This window comes from Pontimonas salivibrio (genome assembly GCF_002950575.1).
Lineage (GTDB): Bacteria > Actinomycetota > Actinomycetes > Actinomycetales > Microbacteriaceae > Pontimonas > Pontimonas salivibrio.
In genome coordinates this window covers 779,019-801,914 of sequence record NZ_CP026923.1, presented here as the reverse complement: position 1 = coordinate 801,914, position 22,896 = coordinate 779,019, and the positions used below count along the sequence as shown (strand labels likewise).

The window sequence follows — 22,896 nt, the reverse complement described above, 5'->3', positions numbered from 1 at the left end:
AAATCGGCACGTGATGAGCGACTATCCCACCTGTCAATTAGCCAAAAATAGCAATCGATTGCAGTCATGCTATGCGAACCTCAGAGGCCTGTCAACCACCCATGGCGAAATGCCCCAACCGGCCTGCACCTGCAAATCAATACTCGTTACATTCAGCGGAGTGTCGGCCGGTATAGGGCTCGCGAGGACGCTGATCGACAGTACCCAGGTGACCTACCCACCGCGACAGCACCGGCGACAACTCACGGCTGGGTCGAAACCCCAGCCCGCGGGGCTTGACCCGTGGACGCGCGCACGATGAGGGACACTGGAAGGGTCACCACGATAGGGGAGCTACTCCCCTCCGAGAGACTCCTCATCAACTGACGGGCCGATTCGGTGCCGATGTCCTCCAACGGCACGCGCACAGTGGTAAGACCCGGGCTGAACTCCTCAGCAAAAGGCATGTCGTTGAAACCGATTACTGACATTTCTTCCGGGCAACGCATGCCGTGGCGACGCAACGACCTCAGAACCCCTAAAGCGAGAAGGTCCGTACTGGCTTGGATCGCCGTGAAGTTTTGCTTCTCCGCCAGCAATGTATCGGTAACTTTCTCGCCTTCGTCAGCAGTCAAGGCGGTTGCCTCCACCACCCGACAGCGCATGCCCGCTACCTCGCAGGCTCGAACCATTGTTTCCGCACGAATACGCGAGGTAGAAAACGACTGTGGTCCGGCCACATGAACGACATCGCGGTGGCCGAGTTCCTTTAGGTGGGAAACCGCTGCTTGAATACCTGCCTCATCATTACCAGTAACCAAGGGGTAAGGCACCTCTCCTGCCCCGCGGTTGGCTAACACCACCGGCACACCGGATTCAAACAGGGTGGGGAGGAGCGGGTGCTGCTCGAGGCCAGTGGCGATAATAAAGCCATCAACACGGCGCTCTGACAACGACGTCACTGCAGATCTTTCCAGCGCCGCTTTGCCATCAGAATCCGACAAAAGTGCTGTGTAACCGCGAGGGGCCAGGTAGTTCTCAATCCCTCGAATCATGGGAGGAAAAATGGGATTTGTCAGGTCCGGAATGATGACCCCAACGGTCATTGTCGATTGGGTTCGCAGGCTACGCGCCATGATGTTGGGAACATATCCCAACTCTTTGGCAGCGGCTTCAACCCGACGGGCCGTCTTCTCATTCACGATCGATCGCGTTGCTGGGTTCAACGCTCGGGAAACCGTTGCCACATGAACACCAGCGCGCGTGGCGACTTCGGAGAGAGTGACTTGTTTTGGCATGAATATGACCCAAAAAAGAATCTACCCGATAGGTCTTCGACATAACAGTGGTTACGAGCGTGAGCCGAACGCCCTGAACCCTGCCATATTCCTTTGGCCCAGTCAGCGTGCTTGATCATGACGCGGCTTTAGTAGACCGGGATGTTAGAGGTGAGCTATTGGTGCCCTGCGGGTTGAACCGTGTCATTTTTCGCAATCTTAAACCTTGGGCCATACGCTAAGAACACTTGCGGGAGCCCCCAGCAGTCCATCACTAACCGACTCTGTGGGAGCTCTTTATGAACAGTCAGTCCTTCACCGACCGCCTCAGCCAGGATGAGCCTTTAGTCCTCGCCGGTGGATACCTTTTCGAGGTGGAACGCCGGGGGTATTTAACCGCTGGCGAATTTGTCCCCAAGGTGGCGCTGGAACACCCCGAGGTGCTGGAACAGGTGGCGAGGGATTTCCTCCGTGCCGGTAGCGACATCGCACTGGCCTTTACTTACAACGGCCACCGCGAGAAAATGCGGATCATTGGTGAAGAGCACCTCCTTGAACCCCTGAACCGTGAAGCGATGCGGATCGCGAAAAGGGTCGCGGCCGAGCAACGCGAAGAGCTGGGGCGAGACATCTTTGTCGCAGGGAATATCTCCAACTCCAACATTTTTGACCCTGATGACCCGGCGACTGCCGACCAGGTTCGTGCGATGTATCGCGAGATGGTGGGTTGGGCGAAAGAAGAAGGTGCTGACCTGATTCTTGCCGAGACGATGTATTTCTTTGAGGAAGCCAAAATCGCGCTCGAAGAAATAAAAGCGGCTGGGCTACCGGCGATTGTGAACGTGGCAGTCTTCGCCACAGGCGAGCTGCGGGACGGGGTATCCCCCGGAGAAGCCGCAAAGCGTCTCGCCGAGGCCGGAGCGGACGTCGTGGGCACGAACTGTTTCCAGGGCCCACACACCATCCGCCCGATTGTCAAAGACATCGTGGACGCCGTAGGTGGACACAAGGTGTGTGCCATGCCCGGAACCTTCCGCACCACCGACGAACACACCACCTTCTTCAACCTGCCAGACCCTGGCAATACGGCCACCCTCCCCCACGACCGGACATTCCCGGACTCGCTGGAGGCCCAAAACTCAAACCGTTACGAAACGGCTGAATTCGGGGAATACGCCCACTCTTTAGGGGTGAAGGTGATTGGTTTGTGCTGTGGCGGAAGCGTTATTCACCACCGCGAACTCAGCGAACGCTTGGGTAAACCGAGCTACCTCAGTAAATATTCGCCTGATATGAGCAAACACTTCATGTATGGAAGCGACTCATCACTTCCCGATGTGGCCACGTCATTTCGGGGGCAGGCTTAGCTCCGGTACCTACCACCATTAGGCGCTGCCTCGCCCAGTCGGAGGGGCGGCGCTTAGTGACCAAGTCCCTCGACGACGGCTTGCGCCGAATGCACTGCGCGTTCAATGCTCCGTGCGGGTCCCGTAGCCTGGCCAAAACCGTCGCCGGCCATCCAAATGGCCGGCCGATCAGGGTGTCGCCAGTAGGGGGCGGGGTGGGGCGCGTCGGTCATGGCGTAACGCCAACGCATGACCTGGGTGTCGACAACTCGAGCTTGCCCAACCAATAAACCCAACTCGAGGAGCAGCCGGCCCTGCGAGATGGTGGCATCGTCGTTCCAGGTGGCTTCTGACCAACTCTGGCGGGCATACGCTTCGATTCCCAACAGGCCATCCGGATGGGGTCGAAAGCGCACCGACTCGATGATGTCGGTGGACCAATGCGAATCCGGATCAAGCCCATCTCCCTCCAAAGCGGCCAGGAGAACTTGTCGTTTGCGATATTCGACGCTGTCCAATGAATAGTCCAACACCAAATCGCTGTAGGCGATGATTGCCTGCGATTGCGGGATAGGGGCGGTCAACACCACCGATCGACCCCAGATAGCATCGCCAAACCCATGTCGAACTGCTCCGATTGCGCCTGGCTGGTCAGTAATTAAATGGGTGACGTGGGTGCGCTGGACTTTTAGTCCGTGAGCCCACTGCTCGGCGATATCTCGCGCTGAATGGGTGAACCCCCACTCGGCCGAACCCTTGTCCTGGGGGCCAAAAGCCCATTTGGCACCTAACCAGCCAGTGAGAAGGGTTTGAACCGTAGGGTCCGCGCTGACCATCGATATTGCCCCGGAATCCAGGGCCATCCCTCCCACATTTTTCGTTGCCAGGCGACCACCGGGTCGGTGTGACTTGTCGAGGACCAACACCTGTTGACCTTGATCGCTGAGCAACCTGGCGATAGTCATACCGGTCACGCCGGCACCGACCACAATCACATCCCACGGTTTCATGTCCCCAGCCTAAGAGGCACAATGGGGGAATGTGTGGTCGCTATGCGTTGGGAGTTTCCCAGGAGCAGCTGTCTGACTATTTCCACGTCGGCGCTTCACGCCTCACTCGGTGGTCGCCCTCGTGGAACATCGCTCCCACCGCGACCATCCCCATCATCATTGACCGGGTGGTTGACACTGACCGTGTTGAGCGCATTGTGGGGCCCGCACGTTGGTCGCTGACCCCCACATGGGCTGAGACGCTAGAGACCCCCTACCCCACTTTCAACGCTCGGAGTGAGACGGTATCCACCAAACCGACGTTTCGTCAGGCTCTTGCTCACAGCAGGGCGCTCATCCCCGCGAGCGGCTATTTCGAGTGGCATACGGACGGGAAGACCAAAACACCGCACTACATTTATCCCGCGAATGAATCCCTGTTTGCTTTCGCGGGGCTGTATTCGCTGTGGGGTACAACCGGCCAGCAGGTGGTGACGGCGACCATCCTCACCCGTGAGGCGCCCCACAACCTTGACGGCATTCATCCGAGAAGCCCGGTTCCTTTGCCCACCGAGCAGTGGTCGCGCTGGCTTGATCCCCACAGCACCGCCGATGCGCAACTGGTGGAGGACATGGTGAGCTGTTCACAAGAAATTCTGGAACATGCCAGTCACCACCCGGTGAACCCTCTGCGTGGTGACTCGCCACAGCTCATCCAGCCAAAGCCCTAAGCGAACCCTCAGCGTCGGCGCCCACACCGGAACCCTCGCCTCCAGCCCGACACTGGCCACAGCGAAGGACGTTGCGCAGAGAGGAGAAATCTTGTGCGAGGGGTGTGGTTGTCGACCAGGTGGAGTGTGTGGTGGTGTTAGCCCAACGCTGGAGGGATTACTCCCCGGAGGGGCTCGCCGGCGGGGACATCGTAGGCTTCGTGCACTTCAGCCGGTGAGGCAAGTAGCCCCTCTAGTCGCGCGTTGATCTCTGCCACCGCAGGGCCTTCGATATGGTCGACCCACTGCTGCCGGGAATCCCAGGCTTCCACAAAAATGAGCGTCCCGTCAGTGCTCTCGTGGAGGGCGTAAATCTCACACCCTGACTCTTGATGGACAGCAGGAATTACTGCTTCTAAATGCTGACGCACCTCAGCAGTTTTGCCCTCCACGGGTCGAATGAGGGCAACTACCACGCACCGTTCACTCATTGCCGGGCCTCAAATCGTCGACGCGTCGATGACAAAACGGTAGCGAACATCAGAATCGACCACCCGCTGGTAGGCGGTGTTGATGTAATCCGCGGGAATGACCTCAATGTCGGAGTGAATGCCGTGCTCTGCGGAGAAATTTAACATCTCCTGGAGCTGACTCACCGGCCCAATCATGCTGCCCGTAATGGAGCGCCCCTGGTTCAAAATCACTGGAGCGTCGAAGCAGTAAGGTTCCCCGGCCAAGCCCACCATCACCAAGGTTCCTCTAAAGTCCAACAACTCGAGGTAAGCGTTCACATCGATGGGCACCGACACCGTATTGATCAGCAAATCAAACCCAAAACGGTGAGCGTCCATCTGCTCCTGATCGGTCGAGAGGAGGAAGTGGTCTGCTCCCAGTTTCTTGGCGTCGGCTTCTTTTCCTGGACTGTGAGAAATAACGGTCACTTCAGCGCCCATGGCGTGGGCAAACTTCACGCCCATGTGACCGAGTCCGCCCAATCCGATGATGCCCACTCGTTTGCCCGGGCCCGCCTCAAACCTGCTCAGCGGCGCAAAAAGGGTAATCCCCGCACACAGCAGCGGTGCTGCTCCTGCCGGGTCAAGACTCTCGGGAACATGAACGACATAACCGTGGTCAACAACGATGTCGGACGCATAACCGCCTTGGGTAAAACCACCGTGTCGGCGATCGGGCGCTGCATACGTTCCCGTCATGCCCTTGTGGCAACTATTGGATTCACCAGCCAGGCAGTTGGCACATTCGCGGCAAGAATCGACGTACACCCCAACGCCGGCTAAGTCACCCACAGCAAAATCTGTGACGTCAGCGCCTACTGCGACCACTCGCCCGATAATTTCGTGACCGGGAACGATGGGGAACTCTTGGTCGCCCCAATCCCCTCCCACGGTGTGAATATCTGAGTGACACACACCGGAGTGGGTAATGTCGATGCGAACATCGCCTGGGCCAACCTCCCGACGGTCGAACTCAAAAGGGACCAGGTCTACGCCGGCTGCCATCGCCGCGAGTGCACGTGTTGTCATCGCAAATCCTTCACAGTCTCAAAAAGCTATTCCCACTCACCGTGTGCTCCACTGCGAGCGTCTCTGGACCATCCTGGCACGGCTGGGCCCAGTAGCCTAAGTCGGTGGCCGTATTGCCTATCCTGACAACTGGTACCCCCGTGCTCCATCAACGCGCCGCCCGCGTGGATCGGGTGACCAACGATATTCGCGCCCTTGTGGCGGATATGACCGACACGATGCACGAAGCCCCCGGTGTGGGACTCGCGGCACCACAGGTGGGTGTGGGGCTACAAATTTTTGTGTGGCGCTACGAATCTGACGAAGCCCTCCACCAAGGCCACGTCCTGAACCCTCGGTTGATTCTTCGGGGCCCCTGGAAGGGGCGCTTTCGCGGGGAACCCGAGGAAGAGGGTTGCCTCTCAATCCCGGGCTTTCGATACCCCCTCGCAAGAGCCCACCGCGCTCGTTTGGTGGGCACAGACCTCGAAGGCCATCCCCTCGATATTGCCGCCAGGGGGTGGTTGGCGCGTATCTTCCAGCACGAATACGACCATCTGCAGGGAATTTTGTACCGGGACCGCTTGGCCAGGAAGTGGCGCAAGGAAGCAGAGATCGACATTGCACACTCCGACTTCATCAACACAAGAGACTCATGGACTCCAGGTGAGGACGGACAAGAGTCCGATTTCGTCACCGAATTCGACGGTGCTGAAGTCGACAATGCTGAAGTCGACAATGCTGAAGTCGACGGTGCTGAAGTCGACGGTGCCGAGGTCGACGGTGCCGAGGTCGACGGTGCTGAACTCGACGAGCTCATTGACGACGGAGACAATCACGTCAGAGAAAATGCCGACCCGACCGTGGATGACAATTCCGCCGGAAGTGGTGGCCCGTCAGGGACACCGCGTGACACGCAGGTTTAAGGCATCCAACCCAGAAACCGAAGGCCTGCCGCGACGAGTGCGGCTGCGACAATCACCACAATGAACGGTGCACGAAACCACAGCAAGAGGCCCGCTACCAGCACGGCGGGAATTCGCGCATCAAGCACGATTCCGCCATCGCCCGCGAGGGTCTGTGAGGCCACCAAGGAGCTCAACAAAGCAATGGTGACCAACCCCGCCACCCGAGACACCACCGGACCCGACACAATCTTTTGAGGCACCAGGTAGCCGACAAATTTCAACGCAAAAACCAGTAGCGACGCCGCGATCACACTCCACCAAATAGCGCTCATCAGATCGCTTCCTCGCGTGGTGGGGCATGAGGCGCCACCCGGTGGCGATAAAGCCCAAAGACGATTGCTCCCAGCGCAACAATGAGAACGGGCACACCTGCCGGGAGGGCGGGAACAAGAGCTACCGTGACCACCGCCGCGCTCACGGCAACCACTACCGGTTCGCCCCTGGTCAACCACGGCCACACGAGACCCAAGAAGGCTGCTGCGGCGGCAGCATCCAAGCCGTAGGTGCGCACATCACCCAAAATGTCACCCAAAATTGCGCCCAGCAGGGTCATCGCATTCCACCCCAGAAAGAGGGCAATTCCCGTTGTCCAGAATCCGACCCTGCTTGATTCCACGCTGGTTTGGGCACTACCCACCGCGGTCGACTCGTCGATGGTGAGGTGGGCAGCAAGAATACGAAGTCCGCCACGCACACCCAGAAGGGGTGACATTCGAAGGGAATAGAGGCTGTTTCGCACACCGAGCAGGCCTGCGGACAACACGGCGGCGAGGCCTGCGGCTGCGCCGCCAGAGGCAATAATCCCAATGAGTGCGAACTGGGATGCGCCGGAAAACATCACCAGACTCAACACCATCGTTTGCCAGAGGGAAAAGCCCGAAATCACTGCGAGTGCGCCAAATGACACACCGTAAAGGGAAACGGCAAGGGCCACCTGTAGGCCCTGTCCTCGAGCCTCAGCACTGGAGCTATCGCTAGCTCTCATCACCGACTCCGCGGGAGGCACCACCTGCACTCCAGGAAGAGCTGGGTAATGAACTCACCGCGTTATGGAAGCGGAGGGTGGGAAACGCTGCGGAGAGGCTAAAGCCCACACCGGGTACACGGTGTGCGGAAAATACTCCGCCGAAGGCTTCGGTTCTGGCTTTCATGTCTTTCATGCCACGTCCGTCGAGCATTTCCACCAACGCCCTCTGGTCATCACCGATGCTGTAACCCGCATCATCCCCCCACTGCTCACGCTGGGCATTTTTGACCCGAATGCCGTCGTCATCGATGCGTAGCTGGAGGCCATTGCCACCCCAGGTCATGGACACTTTGACGGTCACTCCGGGGCCACCGTGTTGGCGAGAGTTATTGAGCGCTTCTTGGACAATCCGATACACGGCAATTTCTGCACTTGCACTCACATCGAAGGGTTTCCCCGACTCTTCAAACCTCACAATGAGGCCCGAGTCGTTCATGCCTTGGAACAGTTCATCAATGGACCCCAAGGTGGGTGCGGATCCCACGTGCTCATCTCCCTGTCGCCCCACGTTTGCGACGCGGCGCAAATCGGTGAGCGCACTGCGGGACTGATCCGCGATGCTCGAGGCGACCCGAACGGCGACCTCCGGGTCCACTTGGGCGACCATTCGAGCTCCCTCAGCTTGGGAGATCACGGAGGTAATCGTGGCCGCTGCTTGGTCGTGAATTTCGGTCATCAAGCGAATCCGATCAGCGAGCTCCGCTGCGCGCAACTCGGCATCGATTCGCTTATTTTCAGCATCCACCCGCGATCCCGCGCGGGTATCAACGCGTTTTTTTTGACGCCACCAGAGGGTCACTGTCGTGGCCAGAAGGACAAAAAGAACACCTAAGAGGCCTGAGACGGTCCAGACAAGCCAGAGTGGCACCGCCACGCTCGCTACTGCCATGCCCACCCCATCACCTACGTGTCGAAATCACACCCGTCACGCTGAAGGCTAGTGGCTTCAGCAGGGCATTTGATGGCTCCTCGACTTGGACTCGAACCAAGAACCTACCGGTTAACAGCCGGTCGCTCTGCCAATTGAGCTATCGAGGATTGGACGGCAAAAGCGTAGCAGAGCAGACCGAGACCCCGTGGCGCAGAGCGTCAATAACCCTCCTCCACAGAGACCACACCACGAAGCGGTGACCCTGAGAGGAAGGCTTTTGTGTTGTGTGTCACCCGGGCAGCCAAAAGCGGCCTCGTCATCGCGGGAGTATCCGCCGCATGGGAGGTGATGACACACTCCGGGATATCAAAAAGCGGATGACCGTCAGGCAGGGGCTCCGGGTCGGTAACGTCCAACCCTGCACCCGCAATGTTCCCTGACTTCAAAGCGCTCACCAGGGCGGGCGTATCCACCAGCGGACCGCGTGCAATGTTCACAAATACTGCGTGTTGTGGCAGGGCATCAAACTCTGGGGCTGCCCACATTGCCCTGGTGGAGTCGGTGTGTGCGGCGGCCAGTACTACCGCATCAATTTCTGGAAGCAACTCGCGCCAGCCATCCTGACCCACGGTCTTGGCGGCACCCTCCATGTGCTGACTTGGATCTCTTCGCACCACGGTGACTTCGCAGTGAAAGGGAGCCAGAAGGTCCATAAAAGCCCTGGCCACTCCCCCGGCCCCGACAAGCAATACTCGATTGCCAAACAGTGATAAACCGGTTCGCTCATCTTTCCACCGTGCTGCCCGGGCTTTTTGAGGGAGTTCTCGCAGGGTGGCCAACAGCAGAGCAAGAGCGTGTTCGGCGACCGGCTCAGAGTATGCGCCTTTGGCGCTGGTAACCACGGGCCTATCTTGCTCATTGGTGCCCGCAAGGCCGTTCAGAATCGACGAAAAAGCGTCCACCCCCGCCCACGGTAGCTGCAACCATTCAATGCCGGGATGCTGCTGAAGGATGTCGGACAACTCATCTGATCGTGTCTCAGAGAGCCACACCAACCCCTTCGTGTTCTCATCGAGAGGCTGGACATCGCCGCCTCCAGCGCGCACCGCGGCGACGAATGCTTCTCCTCTGGTGGGTGCAACGGCGATAGGACCACCCGTGAGGGCTCGATGGGCGGTGGACGGAGCCAGATATCGACCTTCATCGTGTTGGTGGGGCCGCTCGATCACCTAGTCACCTTCTCTCAGGGCACGGCGGGTGGTTTCGATTTCCACAAGTTGGCGCTGAAGGGCCGCATATTCGTCGCTCCCCGCGACGCTGCGTTGCAGGGAGGATAACAGTTGGCCTTTACGGCGAAGCAGGTCCTTATCCAGCAGGGTGGCCGTCACCCCCAGGGCGTAACGGCCGGCTTCGTCGTCACGCTCGGGTAACGGGTGTACGGCCATCTGTTGCACGAATACTTGCAACGTGTTAGGGATTTCCGCCTGAACACGGCCCACCCATCCGGATTCTCCGTAGTGGTCAAACACCGCGAGGATCGCATCTCGAACGAGGGCGAGTGCACCGTGTGAAAAGTGTGCTTGAAGGACCAGGATCGCCCGCTCCAGAGGAATCACTTCCGGATGTTGCAGCAGGGCCATCAGGGCGTCTCGCTCAATCACCGTCACCGGATCATTGGATAGCGAACCCAACTGGTAAATCGGAGCCTCCTCAGAGACCGCAACCGGACCGGCAGTGGCAGGGGCCTTGCGACTGGTCTGTTGCAGCTCCCTGGAAACTTCGGCTGGCTCCATCCCCAGCCAGCCAGCCAGTTCGCGCACATAACCTTGGCGGACGATGCCATCGCGAATGGTTGCCACCACCTGCAGGGCCTGCCGGAGGGCATGAGCGCGACCCTCCACAGTGTTCAAATCCATGCCATCCATGACGCGCTTGATCATGAATTCATACATCGGCCGGCGGCTGTCAATGACATCGCGCAGCGCCGCATCCCCTCGCTCGATTCGCACATCGCAGGGGTCTAACCCTTCGGGAGGTACGGCCACGTATGTTTGGGCGGCAAATTTTCCCTGGTCAGCAAATGCTTTTGATGCGGCTTTTTGTCCCGCCTCATCGGGATCGAAAGTAAAAATCACTTCCCCACGACTCTGGTCCACACTGTGCTCCGAATCACCGAGCACTCGCCTCACGAGAGGAATGTGATCGGCACCAAACGCTGTCCCACAGGTCGCTACTGCCGTGTCAATACCCGCCAAGTGGCACGCCATGACGTCGGTGTAGCCCTCGACAATGACCACTTGGTGTTTTTTGGCAATCTGGCGTTTTGCCAGATCCAGCCCGTAGAGCACTTTGGACTTGTGGTACACCGCAGTTTCCGGAGTGTTGAGGTATTTCGGGCCCTTATCGTCGTCGCTCAGACGCCTGGCGCCGAATCCCACAGTTTGACCTGTAACGTCTCGGATGGGCCAAATGACGCGTCCGCGGAAACGGTCATACACCCCCCGTTCGCCCTTACTGACCACGCCGGCGTCGACGAGTTCGGGAATGGTGAACCCTTTCGCGGTGAGGTGTGTCGAGAGTGCATCAAACGAGTCGGGGGCGTAACCCACCCCAAAACGTTCGGCCGCTAACTGGTCGAAGCCCTTCTGGGCTAAGAAGGCGCGGCCCGCTTCGGCAGCTGGCGTGTGAATTTGTGCTCGAAAAAACTCTTCTGCTTCTTTGTTCACCTGCAAAAGCCGGCTGCGTTTTTGACCGTCTTCGACCGCCACGCCGTCCTCATAGCTGAGAGTAAAGCCCACCCGGGCCGCCAAACGCTCGACCGCTTCGGTGAAGCTCAACGCGTCGAGTTTTTGAATAAAGGTGTACACATCACCACCTTCACCACAACCAAAACAGTGGTAGAAACCCGCTTGCGGTCGGACATGGAAGCTGGGGCTTCGCTCGTCATGAAAAGGGCAGAGTCCCTTCATCGAGCCCACGCCGGCCGATTTCAGGGTCACGTAATCGCCGACAACATCGGCGATATTTACCCGCTGGCGCACCTCATCAATGTCAGTACGCCGGATTCGTCCAGCCACAGACCAAGTCTAGTTTGCCCGGTTGGGCGCATGCCTGGGCTATCCACAACTAATACTGATGGAGGCGTTCATGCCAGGCCAAGGCCGAGGCATCGGTCAGCGCGGCCACCTGATCAACAACAACACGTTTCTGGGCGTCTTCCCGGTCTTGTGAGGAAAAGTCGGCCTGAAATACGGGTTCAAGGCAGCGCACGGGGTCAGACCAGATGCCATTTAACAAATCGGTCAACACTTCACGTTGGTGCCGGTAGATCGGCTGCCGTGTTTCGTGGCGCATCACGGCGGTCGCCACAACACCTTTGAGAAAAGCGATTTCGGCCACAGTGTCGAGGGGCACGTTGAGTCGGTAGCGGTACCGAAAGGGAAGCTCAGAGCCGCGTTCGGCATTGCCGAGCGTCACACTGTGAGCAAAACGGCCGATCATGCTGCTGGTGAAATTCTTCAGTTGGGCGAAATCTGAGCGTGTGCCGGCAAACGCTTTTGGCCACTGCTCCAAGCGACGCAACCGAATGAAGGCATCCTGCATGAGCTCTGAATCGACATCTGACCCGGACCAGTTATTACCGACCGCCGTTGTTCCGAGAGGAGACTCTTGCCCCACCAGCGACTCCGGCTTAATAAAGCCACCCACAATGGCGTCTTCAAAATCATGAACCGAGTAGGCAATATCGTCGGCTAAATCCATGACTTGGGCTTCCAAGGAGACCGCTCGGTCGGGAATGCCCTCTCGCAACCAGTCAAAGACTTCGTGGTCATCGTCGTAGAAGCCAAACTTTTCTCGACCATCACCTTCTAGGACCGCCTGCGCTCTCGGCCAGGGGTACTTACTGGCCGCGTCGAGACTGGCCCTGGTGAGGTTCAGCCCTCGGGGTCTCCCACTGTCGTCAAAAAGCTTCGATTCGAGCCTGGTCAACGCTCGAAAGGTTTGCGCATTTCCTTCAAACCCACCGATATCTTTTGCCCACGCAGCAATAGCTGATTCGCCGTTGTGCCCAAAAGGTGGGTGGCCGAGGTCGTGGGCGAGACAGGCACCATCGACGACATCGGGATCAAGCCCGAGCCGCCCTCCAATCTCCCGGCCCACTTGGGCCACCTCGAGCGAATGGGTGAGGCGGTTTCTGGCGAAATCAACACCAGCTGTCGGCGACAACACCTGGGTTTTTTGGGAGAGCCGTCGAAAGCTCGACGAATGAATAATGCGCCCGCGATCTCGCTGAAAATCACCCCTCGTCGACGAATGCGACTCGGGAACAAATCGTTCGCGGTCTTCTGGTCCGTAGTCGATACTCACCACAGCGCACTACCCGCCACTGGTGTCAATTTCAGCCTCCAGAAGGGTACTGCGCTGGGAGGCACTGAGCTCGGTCGAATCAAGCCAATGTTCGGGCAGGGCCGTGCGCTTGGGTGAACCGGCCCGACCACGAGGTCCTTCCGCAGGATCTCCCGGGTATTCCTGGTCAAGATCCATTTGACCCAACAGGTCATCGATTTCCTGCAGGGATTCCACCCGCGCGAGTGCCGCCCGAAGCTCGCCCCCCACCGGGTAGCCCTTGAAATACCAGGCGACGTGTTTGCGGATATCCCGACACGCTCGGATTTCTTCGCCGCCGAAAAACTCGACCAACAGTTCAGCATGCCGGCGAAAAGCTCCCGCCACCTCACGCAGGCCAGGTTGGTGGCGAAGGGGTTCACCCCGAAAAGCAGCCGCCAGGTCACCAAAAAGCCACGGTTTACCCAAACACCCTCGGCCGACGACCACGCCATCACAGTCAGTCTGAGCGACCATGTTCAACGCATCTTCTGCTGACCAAATATCGCCGTTGCCCAACACCGGAATGGAATTGATCGTCTGCTTTAGAGCGCCAATCGCATCCCAGTCAGCGTGGCCGGAATAAAACTGATCGGCAGTACGCGCGTGTAGCGCCACAGCAGAAACCCCTGCCCCTTCGGCAGCCTTCGCTGCCTCTAAGTAGGTGAGGTGGTCTGAGTCGATTCCTTTTCGCATTTTCACGGTGACGGGAATATCCCCTGCCGACTTCACGGCCCGCTCCACAATGGCGCGAAAAAGTTCCAACTTCCAGGGAAGAGCGGCACCGCCACCCTTTTTGGTCACTTTGGGAACCGGACAACCGAAGTTGAGGTCGATATGGTCAGCCCGGTCTTCGGCCACGAGCATGGTCACGGCTTCACCGATAGTCGCCGGGTCGACACCGTAAAGCTGAATACTGCGCGGCTGCTCGGAAGGGTGGTGGGTAATCAGGCGCATACTGGCCTCAGTGCGCTCCACCAGCGCCCTGGAGGTAATCATTTCACTGACGTAAAGACCTGCACCAAATTCGCGGCACAGCCGACGAAAAGCGGTGTTCGTAATTCCCGCCATAGGCGCCAACACCACAGGAATACTCAACGCGATGTCACCGATGTGCATCGCAGGAGCAACCTCCTGCGATGCCTCGAGGGTCTGTAGAGGACCCGACATTGTCGCTACGCTCCCGCCAACGCTTCAGAGAAGTAGCCAGGCAGATCAGCAATCGCGATGCGCTCTTGCGACATGGTGTCTCGCTCTCGGACCGTCACGGAGTGGTCGTCGAGGGAATCGAAATCAACAGTCACCGCGAAGGGTGTGCCAATTTCGTCGTGTCGACGATAACGCCGACCGATCGCTCCGGCGTCGTCAAAGTCGACCATCCAGTTCTCGCGGAGGGTCTGAGCCAATTCCTTGGCCACTGGGGAGAGTTTTTCGTCACGAGAAAGTGGCAAGACAGCCACTTTGATGGGAGCAAGACGGCGATCAAGTTTCAACACGGTACGTGTGTCAACACCACCCTTCGAGTTGGGCGCTTCGTCTTCGTAGTAGGCGTCGACCAAGAAGGCCATGAGTGACCGGGTGAGCCCTGCCGCGGGTTCAATCACGTAGGGCACCCAACGGGTATCTTTTGCCTGGTCAAAGTAGGACAGGTCGGTCCCGGAATGTTCAGAGTGGGTGGAGAGGTCAAAATCGGTCCGGTTGGCGACACCTTCTAGTTCGCCAAATTCCCCGGACGGGAACCCAAAGCGGTATTCGATGTCAACGGTGCGCTTGGAGTAATGCGAAAGCTTCTCTTGAGGGTGCTCGTAGAGGCGCAGGTTGTCCGGATCGATGCCCAAATCCGTGTACCACTGGTGGCGCAGGTCGATCCAATACTGGTGCCAGGTCTCATCGGTACCCGGCTCGACGAAGAATTCCATTTCCATCTGCTCAAACTCACGAGTGCGGAAGATGAAATTCCCGGGGGTGATTTCGTTGCGGAAGCTTTTTCCGACCTGCGCGATACCAAACGGTGGCTTCATTCTGGATGCCTGCATCACGTTGGCGAAATTCACAAAAATTCCTTGGGCCGTCTCGGGTCGTAGGTAGTGCAACCCTGCCTCATCGTCGACTGGGCCCAGGTAAGTTTTCAACAGGCCACTAAACGCTCGGGGCTCGGTCCATTGGCCCTTGTTGCCACAGTTCGGGCAGTTAATTCCGGCGAGGCCACCCTCGGGGGGCCGGCCTTTCTTCTCTTCAAACTCTTCAATGAGGTGGTCTTCACGGAAACGCTTGTGACAGCTGGTGCACTCAACAAGTGGGTCGCTAAAGACGTCCACGTGGCCTGAGGCCTCCCACACCTTTTTGGGCAGGATGACCGAAGAGTCAATTCCGACAACGTCTTCTCGCCTCTGAACCATGGAGCGCCACCATTGGCGCTTAATGTTTTCTTTGAGGGCGGTGCCCAGCGGGCCGTAGTCCCATGCGGAGCGTGAACCGCCGTAAATTTCGCCGGCTTGAAAGACAAAGCCCCGCCGTTTCGCCAACGCGATGACTTTATCCAGTTTCGACGAATGGGCCATTGTCCTTCTCTCCTCGGTGACTGGGCGGGTTAATCACCAAATAACTAGCCTAGCTGGCCGGTGTGGGGCCAGGCTGCGTCGGCGCATCTATTGCGCCACCAAAGCGCCGCTGTCGGCGCTGATACTCCTCAATCGCCGCCCAGAGTTCCACTCGGGTCATATCCGGCCACAGAGTGTCCAGAAAAACCATTTCCGCATAAGCCGACTGCCACAGTTGAAAATTGCTGGTGCGCTGCTCACCGGAGGTGCGAACAAATAAGTCCACATCTGGGGCCTCTGGCACATAGAGATGCTTCTTGATGGTCGACTCCCGGATACCGGAAGGTTTCTGCTTACCCGATTTCACGTCCGCGGCGATCGCCCGAACCGCATCGACTAATTCGGCTCGGCCTCCATAGTTGACACACATCGACAGGGTCAATGCGGTGTTGTTTTTCGTGCGCCGCTCCGCTTCGGTCAAGTCGTTAATGACACTCGACCACAGCTTGGGCCTTCTACCGGACCACCGAATACGCACCCCCCACGCATCAAGCTGATCACGCCGGCGACGAAGAACTTCTCGGTTAAAACCCATCAGAAACTTCACTTCTTCTGGTGAGCGGTTCCAATTTTCAGTTGAAAATGCATACACCGACAGGTGTGACACCCCCGCTTGAAGGGCGCCGGCTACAACATCAAGCAGCGCTTTTTCTCCCGCGCGGTGGCCTTCCACCCTGGTCAACCCGCGAGCATTAGCCCAGCGACCATTCCCGTCCATCACCAGCGCAACATGGCGGGGAACCTTGCCCTGCTCCCACTGCGGCGGCTTATGCCCTGTCCAATCGATGGGCAGCAGTTCACTCACTGTCTAGCCTCCGCCGTTCGCTCGCTTCGAAGCCTCGATGTTTCCCCCAAAGAGCGTATGCCACGCTCTAAGTGGTATTGGGTAAAGGCCGACACTATCGCTGAGGCTTCATCGCGAGTGGAACTCGTGCTCGCCTCAGCGCTCTCCCAATGACCATCGAGTAGCGCCGCTAAGAGTTCCACTACGGCTGGCCCCACTCGAAGCGCACCGGGAGGTGCCACCTCCGCCGCCACCATTCCTCCCAACGCAGGAACGAAATGTTGGTGGGGTCCAGGCACACCGGTTTGAGCACACGCATCAACGCTGGGTGACCAGCCGGCAAGGCTCAGTGCCCGTAACAGGTAGCTATCCAGGATGAGGGATGTGGGGTGGGCGCGCTCGGATAGCGCGCGCAACCCACCCACCAGCAGTAAGAACTGGTCACGGGTGGCCTCATGATTCGTCAGCTGGTCAGCCGTTTCCACCATTGCTGCAGCCGCTGTATAGGCCTCATATTCAGTGGCGAGCGCGCTGGCGTAGGAGCCAACACTTTCAACCTGCTGGATAATGCCCAGCGACTTACCGGTTGACCATTGAACATCCACCACCATGAAGGGGGCAAGCCTGGAACCGATTCGACTGGTCGTTTTTCGCACACCTTTTGCGACGGCACGCACTTTGCCCTCTTCACGACACAACAGGGTCACAATGCGATCAGATTCACCGATGAGCTGGTTGCGCAACACTACGGCGTGGTCGCGAATGCTTGGCATAGCTACCAGTATGGCGAGCCGGCCCCCGCGTGAGGCTCAGGGACTCAGGAACTCTAGAACTCAGGCGCTCGCTGCGACCAGTGCGGGTGAACCTGCCTCTAACCGGAGTGCACGGTTCACCGCAGACACGATGGCTTTCAATGATGCGGTGGAGATATCGGGATCGATACCCACGCCCCACAGTGTTCGGCCGTTCACTTCCAGCTCGACGTATGCCGCTGCGCGGGCGTCACCACTGGCCGCCATCGTGTGTTCGACGTAGTCAAAGAGCCTGACAGCGACCCCGTCGGAACCCAAAATGCTCAAAAAAGCAGCAATCGGGCCGTTCCCGCTGCCGTGGTATTCCTCGACGCTTTCGCCGTCTCGCATCCGGACAGTGAGTGACACGTCACCACCTAGGTCACTGCTACTGGCGGTGGAAAAGATTTCGAAGCGTCCCCACTTGGCATCGTCTTGGTCGACGGGCAAGTATTCGTCTTGGAAGATGCGCCAAATTTCTTCGCTGGAGACTTCGCCACCTTCGGTGTCTGTGCGCTGCTGGACGACCTGACTAAATTCGATTTGCAGGCGCCTCGGCAGGTCAAGGTGGTGGTCGGTCTTCATCAGGTAGGAGACCCCACCCTTGCCCGACTGCGAGTTGACCCGAATGACCGCTTCGTAGCTGCGGCCGACATCTTTCGGGTCGATGGGCAGGTAGGGCACGGCCCATTCCATGTCGTCCACGGACACGCCTGTGGCATCCGCATTGGCCTGCATTGCTTCGAGGCCTTTTTTGATGGCGTCCTGGTGTGAACCAGAAAATGCGGTGTAGACCAGGTCACCAGCCCAGGGGCTGCGCTCGTGCACGGACAGCTGATTGCAGTATTCAGCAGTGCGCTTCAGCTCATCCAGGTCGGACAGGTCAATCTGGGGGTCAATACCTTGACTAAAGAGGTTCATCCCCAAGGCGATCAGGTCAACGTTTCCGGTGCGCTCGCCGTTTCCAAACAAACACCCCTCGATACGGTCAGCTCCGGCCATGTAACCCAGTTCGGCCGCAGCGATTGCCGTACCCCGGTCATTGTGGGGGTGGAGGCTCACGATGACGTTTTCGCGGTGGTTGAGATTGCGTGACATCCACTCAATGGAGTCGGCGTACACGTTTGGTGTCGCCATCTCGATGGTGGCTGGCAGATTGATGATGAGGTTTCGCTCTGGGGTCGGAACCAGGACTTCCATCACCCGGTTACACACTTCGGCCGCAAATTCGAGTTCGGTTCCGGTGTAACTCTCGGGTGAGTATTCGTAGAAGATGTCGGTTTCTGGAACCATCGATTCGGCCTCGACGCACCACTTCGCACCCTGAAGCGCAATATCGATGATGCCTTGCTTGTCGGTGTGGAACACGACATCGCGCTGCAACACACTGGTGGAGTTGTAGAGGTGCACAATGGCGCGTTTGGCGCCTTTGAGGGACTCGTAGGTGCGCTGGATGAGGTGTTGCCTGGCTTGAGTCAGCACCTGAATGGTGACGTCCTCGGGAATGAGGTCATTTTCGATGAGGGTACGGACGAAATCGAAATCAGTTTGGCTTGCAGACGGGAAGCCCACTTCGATTTCTTTGAAGCCCATTTTGACGAGCATCAAGAACATGATCTTTTTGCGCTCAGGACTCATCGGGTCGATGAGCGCTTGGTTTCCATCGCGCAGATCCACGGCACACCAGCGCGGGGCGCTGGTGATTGTCTTGTCTGGCCAAGTGCGTTCAGGCAGGCTGACGGCAAACGTTTCCGAGTATGGCCGGTAGCGGTGAACGGGCAGTGTGCTGGGTTGTTGACGGTTTTTCATCGTTAATCCTTCTTATCCCGAGAATCGGGTTTACGGGGGAAAAGGCCGCGACGACTCCGCGGGGAGGGTGGCCTTAGAGCGAGACCCCACCGCGGCGACTAAGAAGAAGCGTGTAACCCATGCCACGAGAGTAACACCCCTTGGCGGATGGTCGCCAGGAGCGAGCTGGGTGCAGCGTTTTTCGTCGCCGGTCACCGATGGATTAAAAACCCAACCGACCGAGCTTTTTCGGATCCCGTTGCCACTCTTTTTCAACCCGCACATGCAGTGCCAAATACACCCGGTGGCCCAATTCTTTTTCTATCTCCGCCCTGGCATCGCTTCCAATGCGTTTTAGCCGCTCACCCCCAGTGCCAATGATGATGCGTTTTTGGCTTTCCCTTTCCACCACCACGTTGGCAAAAATCTTTTCAATCTGCCCCTCTTCGCGCACACGCTCTTCGATGGTGACCGCGAGCGAGTGCGGCAATTCGTCTCGAACGTCCTCTAGGGCTGCTTCTCGAATCAGCTCGGCAATCCGAATATCGTCATCGTCATCGTGTAAGTCTTCTGGCGGATACAGCGCGGGTGACAGCGGTAGCAGTGCGAGGAGCTCACGCACCAAGATGTCCAGCTGATCCCCCGTCACCGCGGAAACCGGAATGATGAGGTCCCACTCCCCTAGCGCGTCCACTTCAAGAAGCCGCTCACCAATCTGATCCTTGGTCGCCTGATCGGTTTTCGTGACCACCGCCACCTTTTTGGCTCGCGGGAAAGTCGAAATGGTTTCCCGAATGTGTCGATCCCCCGGGCCCACTTTTTCTGTCGCTGGAATCAGGTGGGCGATGAGATCCACTTCCGCGAGGGTTGATTCGACCAACTCGTTCAACCTTTTACCTAGCAGCGTGCGGGGCCGGTGCATTCCTGGGGTATCGACCAGGACAATCTGACCCTCGGGGCGGTGGACAATTCCTCGGATGGTCCGCCTCGTGGTTTGGGGTTTCGATGACGTGATGGCCACTTTGTGCCCTGCTAAGGCGTTGGTGAGTGTCGATTTGCCCACGTTTGGTCGCCCCACCAAGGTGACAAAGCCGGCGCGGTAGCCTTCTGAGCTCATTGAACGGGGATTTCGCCGGTGAGGGCTTGATCCAGCGCGCGGCGCTCTGCCAAAGCATCCCGCAGCTGTGTTGTCGGCTGGACAACAATCCACTCGACACCCGTTTTTTGACTGACCGGGGTTTCCGCCAGAAGAAGCAAATCGTGAGCCTGGGCTTCACTGCCACCCTCTGGCAGGCGCCCCAAATATTTCGTCATCAACCCACCAACCGTGTCCACGTCATCCTCATCAATATCAATGTCGAACAGGTCGGAGAGATCATCGAGAGGCAACCTGGTGGCCACCCGGTAGCGATCTTCGCCAAGCGCGCTCCACTCGCTCGACTCGGTGTCGTATTCATCGGTGATATCGCCCACGAGTTCCTCAATGAGGTCTTCCAGGGTGACCAGGCCAGCGATTCCGCCGTACTCGTCGACGACCAGGGCCATGTGGTTGCGCTGGGTTTGCAGGTAGCGAAGCGTGTCGTCAGCTTTTTTCGTTTCCGGGACAAACACTGCCGGCTTCGCGAGTGCGGAAACGCGTGTGGAACCCATTTTGCGCGAGTTCTCATGCTGGACACTGGCCACGTCCCGCAAATAGATCACGCCCACCACGTCGTCGGAATCTTTCCCCACAACGGGCATCCTCGATACCCCTTTGTCGAAAAAGACTTCCAGGACTTCCCGCAGAGTCCAGGTGGCCTCCGCGGTGACCATGTCGGTGCGGGCCACCATGACTTCGCGCACAATCGTATCCCCAAACTCAAATACGGAGTGCAGTAACTCGCGATCTTCTGCTTCCAACACGTCCTGGTGGGCCGCCTCATCGACCAGGCTGCGCAGTTGTTCTTCACTAGTCAGTGGTCCACCTGCGGGGCGACCGGGTGTTACCAGTCGGCCGACAACAATTAACCCCTCAGCGAGAGGGCCCAGACCCACACGAATGCCCCGAATCAGCGGCGCAAAGGTTGTCAGCATCGCCCGCGGGTGAGTCATTCCCACACTGCGTGGAGAGGAGCCCACCACCACAAACGACACGGCAATGAGGATGATGCCGGCGACCAACAACACCTGCCACCATTCGTCCAAGAGGTTCACCACGGCCAATGTCACCAAAATGGCCGCCAGGGTGTCGACAACCACCCTCACGAAACCTAAGGCGGTGATGTGCGCGGCGACGTCGGTGGCAATGCGTTGCAGCGGGAGGCGATGCTTCGCGCCTTCCGCTTCGTCGAGAATGTCACTGCGGGAGAGCACGTGCAGTGCGCCGTCTAGGGCGGTGAGTAGCCCTCCGATGACAATCAGGAGTACTGCGGTGATGATGAAGGCGATGGTCACGCCACTACTCCTTCATTGAGCGAGGCAGAACCTTGGTCTCGAAACTGCTGGAGAAGACTGTTTTGGAGTCCAAACATTTCTCGCTCTTCGTCTGGTTCCGCATGGTCAAAACCTAAAAGGTGCAACAACCCGTGAACGGTCAGTAGTTCAAGCTCAGCCATCAGACTGTGGCCGGCCGTTTTCGCTTGAGCGTCGGCCACACTCGGACACAGCACAATGTCACCCAAAATCCCTGTGGGCGATTCATCCCCTGGCTTGGGTGGCCGCAATTCATCCATGGGAAAGCTCAACACATCGGTGGGACCTGGCTCATCCATCCACTGTTGATGCAGTTGCGCCATTGCCGTCTCATCCACCGCGATCAACGCGACCTCAGCATCTTTGTGAACGCGCAATTGGGCCAGGACAAAAAGCACGAGGTCCTGAAGTCCCTCGAGGGGAACCTCAAATCCGGACTCGTTGGTCATCTCTACGCTCAACGTTGCTCCTTTGCCGCGTCGTAGCGTTCATAGGCATCCACAATGTCGCTGACTAGTTGGTGTCGAACAATGTCGCTGGCGCCGAGGTGGTGGAAGTGCACACCCTCGACATCTTTCAGAATGTCCACTACCGCGCGAAGCCCAGAATGTCCCCCCGGCACATCGACCTGGGTGATGTCACCGGTGATCACCATGCGGGAATCAAAACCCAAACGGGTGAGGAACATTTTCATCTGCTCCGCTGTGGTGTTTTGGGCTTCGTCCAGAATGATGAACGACTTGTTGAGTGTGCGACCCCGCATGTACGCCAGGGGCGCCACTTCGAGGGTTCCGCTGGCCAGCAGTTTCGGAACCAACTCGGGGTTCATCATTTCCTGAAGCGCATCAAAAAGTGGCCGCAGGTAGGGATCAATTTTTTCCGACAGTGTGCCGGGGAGAAACCCCAACCTTTCACCGGCTTCCACCGCGGGCCTGGTCAAAATGATCCGGTCGACCGCTTTGCTTTCCAGCGCGGCGACGGCTTTCGCCATTGCCAGATAGGTTTTTCCCGTTCCCGCCGGACCAATTCCAAACACGATGGTGTGTGAGTCGATGGAGTCGACGTAGCGCTTTTGGCCGAGAGTTTTTGGCCTAATACTTCGACCCCCACGAGCGAGAATGGGTGCCGCCAAAATATCGGTGGGAGCGTCGTTCGTTTCTCGGGCAATGCGGGCACTGTGAGTCACCTGCTCCCGGTCCACCTCGACCCCCGTTTTTGCAAGGTCCACCAGTTGTGTGATGAGTTCCATCGCTTGGTGGGCCTTGTGGGACTCACCCTCGATGGTGATTTGGTTGCCCCGGGCGTGGACCGAGACGTCCGGGAATTCTCGTTCGACTTGTTTCAGCACTCGGTCGTGGACACCCAAGACCCGAATCATGGACACGTCGTCGACGTCTACCCGTAAAGAG

22 protein-coding genes and 1 tRNA gene are annotated in these 22,896 nt (G+C 58.3%); 3 read left to right on the top strand and 20 right to left on the bottom strand.

The genetic code is table 11. The annotated features are described in order from the left end of the window. Positions 1-242: 242 nt before the first annotated feature. Positions 243-1,277: a LacI family DNA-binding transcriptional regulator gene (locus tag C3B54_RS04130; RefSeq protein WP_104913372.1), complete on the bottom strand. Its 1,035-nt coding sequence runs from the start codon at positions 1,275-1,277 to the stop codon at positions 243-245. A 278-nt stretch (positions 1,278-1,555) separates the two neighbouring features. Here C3B54_RS04130 and C3B54_RS04125 point away from each other — a divergent pair, with 278 nt between their 5' ends. After that, the gene (locus C3B54_RS04125; protein ID WP_104913371.1) at positions 1,556-2,623 is read left to right on the top strand and encodes a homocysteine S-methyltransferase family protein; all 1,068 of its coding nucleotides are present in this window, start codon (positions 1,556-1,558) and stop codon (positions 2,621-2,623) included. 53 nt (positions 2,624-2,676) lie between these two features. Here the strand turns inward: C3B54_RS04125 and C3B54_RS04120 are convergent, their stop codons facing one another. After that, entirely contained in the window at positions 2,677-3,612 is a 936-nt protein-coding gene (locus tag C3B54_RS04120) for an FAD-dependent oxidoreductase (RefSeq protein ID WP_104913370.1), read from the bottom strand. A 29-nt stretch (positions 3,613-3,641) separates the two neighbouring features. On the opposite strand from C3B54_RS04120, the gene C3B54_RS04115 reads away from it, so the two are divergent. After that, a complete protein-coding gene (locus tag C3B54_RS04115) occupies positions 3,642-4,322 on the top strand; it encodes an SOS response-associated peptidase (RefSeq protein ID WP_104913369.1) in 681 nt (226 codons plus the stop codon). Positions 4,323-4,459: 137 nt separating this feature from the next. On the opposite strand, the gene C3B54_RS04110 is transcribed toward C3B54_RS04115, so the two are convergent. Further along, complete coding sequence (locus tag C3B54_RS04110) at positions 4,460-4,792, bottom strand: putative quinol monooxygenase (protein ID WP_104913368.1); 333 nt, start codon at positions 4,790-4,792, stop codon at positions 4,460-4,462. Between the two features lie 9 nt (positions 4,793-4,801). Further along, positions 4,802-5,842 (bottom strand): NAD(P)-dependent alcohol dehydrogenase, encoded by a 1,041-nt coding sequence (locus tag C3B54_RS04105; RefSeq protein WP_104913367.1) that lies wholly within the window; start codon positions 5,840-5,842, stop codon positions 4,802-4,804. Between the two features lie 104 nt (positions 5,843-5,946). Between C3B54_RS04105 and def the strand changes: the two genes are divergently transcribed. Then, on the top strand, positions 5,947-6,747 hold the full coding sequence (gene def / locus C3B54_RS04100) for a peptide deformylase (protein WP_211286343.1): 801 nt from the start codon (positions 5,947-5,949) through the stop codon (positions 6,745-6,747). Here def and C3B54_RS04095 read toward each other — a convergent pair. From C3B54_RS04095 to C3B54_RS04020, 16 genes are all read right to left on the bottom strand, one after another. After that, a complete protein-coding gene (locus tag C3B54_RS04095) occupies positions 6,744-7,061 on the bottom strand; it encodes an AzlD domain-containing protein (protein ID WP_104913366.1) in 318 nt (105 codons plus the stop codon). The genes def and C3B54_RS04095 overlap by 4 nt on opposite strands. Beyond that, positions 7,061-7,774 (bottom strand): AzlC family ABC transporter permease, encoded by a 714-nt coding sequence (locus C3B54_RS04090; protein WP_211286341.1) that lies wholly within the window; start codon positions 7,772-7,774, stop codon positions 7,061-7,063. The genes C3B54_RS04095 and C3B54_RS04090 overlap by 1 nt, the downstream gene beginning before the upstream one ends. Next, positions 7,764-8,705 carry a sensor histidine kinase gene (locus C3B54_RS04085; protein ID WP_104913365.1) on the bottom strand — a complete coding sequence of 314 codons (942 nt, stop codon included), beginning with the start codon at positions 8,703-8,705 and terminating at the stop codon, positions 7,764-7,766. Before C3B54_RS04085 ends, C3B54_RS04090 begins: the two co-directional genes overlap by 11 nt. A gap of 73 nt (positions 8,706-8,778) precedes the next feature. Then, positions 8,779-8,854 (bottom strand) — tRNA-Asn (locus tag C3B54_RS04080). Between the two features lie 51 nt (positions 8,855-8,905). Then, positions 8,906-9,916, bottom strand: a complete 1,011-nt coding sequence (locus C3B54_RS04075) for an NAD(P)-dependent oxidoreductase (protein ID WP_245868001.1) — start codon at positions 9,914-9,916, stop codon at positions 8,906-8,908. Then, positions 9,917-11,764 carry a DNA primase gene (gene dnaG / locus C3B54_RS04070; RefSeq protein ID WP_104913364.1) on the bottom strand — a complete coding sequence of 616 codons (1,848 nt, stop codon included), beginning with the start codon at positions 11,762-11,764 and terminating at the stop codon, positions 9,917-9,919. It lies immediately after the preceding gene. 49 nt (positions 11,765-11,813) lie between these two features. Then, positions 11,814-13,055 carry a deoxyguanosinetriphosphate triphosphohydrolase gene (locus C3B54_RS04065; RefSeq protein WP_245868000.1) on the bottom strand — a complete coding sequence of 414 codons (1,242 nt, stop codon included), beginning with the start codon at positions 13,053-13,055 and terminating at the stop codon, positions 11,814-11,816. 9 nt (positions 13,056-13,064) lie between these two features. Beyond that, positions 13,065-14,243, bottom strand: a complete 1,179-nt coding sequence (dusB, locus tag C3B54_RS04060) for a tRNA dihydrouridine synthase DusB (protein WP_104913362.1) — start codon at positions 14,241-14,243, stop codon at positions 13,065-13,067. Positions 14,244-14,248: 5 nt separating this feature from the next. Continuing rightward, positions 14,249-15,634 carry a glycine--tRNA ligase gene (locus tag C3B54_RS04055; RefSeq protein ID WP_104913361.1) on the bottom strand — a complete coding sequence of 462 codons (1,386 nt, stop codon included), beginning with the start codon at positions 15,632-15,634 and terminating at the stop codon, positions 14,249-14,251. A gap of 49 nt (positions 15,635-15,683) precedes the next feature. Further along, positions 15,684-16,478: an isoprenyl transferase gene (locus C3B54_RS04050; protein ID WP_104913360.1), complete on the bottom strand. Its 795-nt coding sequence runs from the start codon at positions 16,476-16,478 to the stop codon at positions 15,684-15,686. Next, positions 16,475-17,230 (bottom strand): DNA repair protein RecO, encoded by a 756-nt coding sequence (gene recO, locus C3B54_RS04045; RefSeq protein ID WP_104913359.1) that lies wholly within the window; start codon positions 17,228-17,230, stop codon positions 16,475-16,477. Before recO ends, C3B54_RS04050 begins: the two co-directional genes overlap by 4 nt. A gap of 60 nt (positions 17,231-17,290) precedes the next feature. Further along, entirely contained in the window at positions 17,291-19,057 is a 1,767-nt protein-coding gene (leuA, locus tag C3B54_RS04040) for a 2-isopropylmalate synthase (protein WP_104913358.1), read from the bottom strand. Positions 19,058-19,259: 202 nt separating this feature from the next. After that, entirely contained in the window at positions 19,260-20,153 is an 894-nt protein-coding gene (era, locus tag C3B54_RS04035; protein WP_104913357.1) for a GTPase Era, read from the bottom strand. Further along, on the bottom strand, positions 20,150-21,469 hold the full coding sequence (locus tag C3B54_RS04030) for a hemolysin family protein (RefSeq protein ID WP_104913356.1): 1,320 nt from the start codon (positions 21,467-21,469) through the stop codon (positions 20,150-20,152). Before C3B54_RS04030 ends, era begins: the two co-directional genes overlap by 4 nt. Continuing rightward, a complete protein-coding gene (ybeY, locus tag C3B54_RS04025) occupies positions 21,466-21,948 on the bottom strand; it encodes an rRNA maturation RNase YbeY (RefSeq protein ID WP_104913355.1) in 483 nt (160 codons plus the stop codon). Before ybeY ends, C3B54_RS04030 begins: the two co-directional genes overlap by 4 nt. Next, a complete protein-coding gene (locus C3B54_RS04020; RefSeq protein ID WP_104914255.1) occupies positions 21,945-22,865 on the bottom strand; it encodes a PhoH family protein in 921 nt (306 codons plus the stop codon). The genes ybeY and C3B54_RS04020 overlap by 4 nt, the downstream gene beginning before the upstream one ends. Positions 22,866-22,896 lie beyond the last annotated feature (31 nt).

Coding starts and splice junctions, on each gene's coding strand:
- C3B54_RS04115 (WP_104913369.1), top strand. CDS start 3,642: ATGTGTGGTCGCTATGCGTTGGGAGTTTCCCAGGAGCAGCTGTCTGAC.
- C3B54_RS04090 (WP_211286341.1), bottom strand. CDS start 7,774: ATGAGAGCTAGCGATAGCTCCAGTGCTGAGGCTCGAGGACAGGGCCTA.
- leuA (WP_104913358.1), bottom strand. CDS start 19,057: ATGAAAAACCGTCAACAACCCAGCACACTGCCCGTTCACCGCTACCGG.
- C3B54_RS04110 (WP_104913368.1), bottom strand. CDS start 4,792: ATGAGTGAACGGTGCGTGGTAGTTGCCCTCATTCGACCCGTGGAGGGC.
- C3B54_RS04125 (WP_104913371.1), top strand. CDS start 1,556: ATGAACAGTCAGTCCTTCACCGACCGCCTCAGCCAGGATGAGCCTTTA.
- C3B54_RS04120 (WP_104913370.1), bottom strand. CDS start 3,612: ATGAAACCGTGGGATGTGATTGTGGTCGGTGCCGGCGTGACCGGTATG.
- C3B54_RS04130 (WP_104913372.1), bottom strand. CDS start 1,277: ATGCCAAAACAAGTCACTCTCTCCGAAGTCGCCACGCGCGCTGGTGTT.
- recO (WP_104913359.1), bottom strand. CDS start 17,230: ATGCCAAGCATTCGCGACCACGCCGTAGTGTTGCGCAACCAGCTCATC.
- C3B54_RS04085 (WP_104913365.1), bottom strand. CDS start 8,705: ATGGCAGTAGCGAGCGTGGCGGTGCCACTCTGGCTTGTCTGGACCGTC.
- C3B54_RS04095 (WP_104913366.1), bottom strand. CDS start 7,061: ATGAGCGCTATTTGGTGGAGTGTGATCGCGGCGTCGCTACTGGTTTTT.
- dusB (WP_104913362.1), bottom strand. CDS start 14,243: ATGTCGGGTCCTCTACAGACCCTCGAGGCATCGCAGGAGGTTGCTCCT.
- C3B54_RS04055 (WP_104913361.1), bottom strand. CDS start 15,634: ATGGCCCATTCGTCGAAACTGGATAAAGTCATCGCGTTGGCGAAACGG.
- era (WP_104913357.1), bottom strand. CDS start 20,153: ATGAGCTCAGAAGGCTACCGCGCCGGCTTTGTCACCTTGGTGGGGCGA.
- C3B54_RS04020 (WP_104914255.1), bottom strand. CDS start 22,865: ATGATTCGGGTCTTGGGTGTCCACGACCGAGTGCTGAAACAAGTCGAA.
- C3B54_RS04105 (WP_104913367.1), bottom strand. CDS start 5,842: ATGACAACACGTGCACTCGCGGCGATGGCAGCCGGCGTAGACCTGGTC.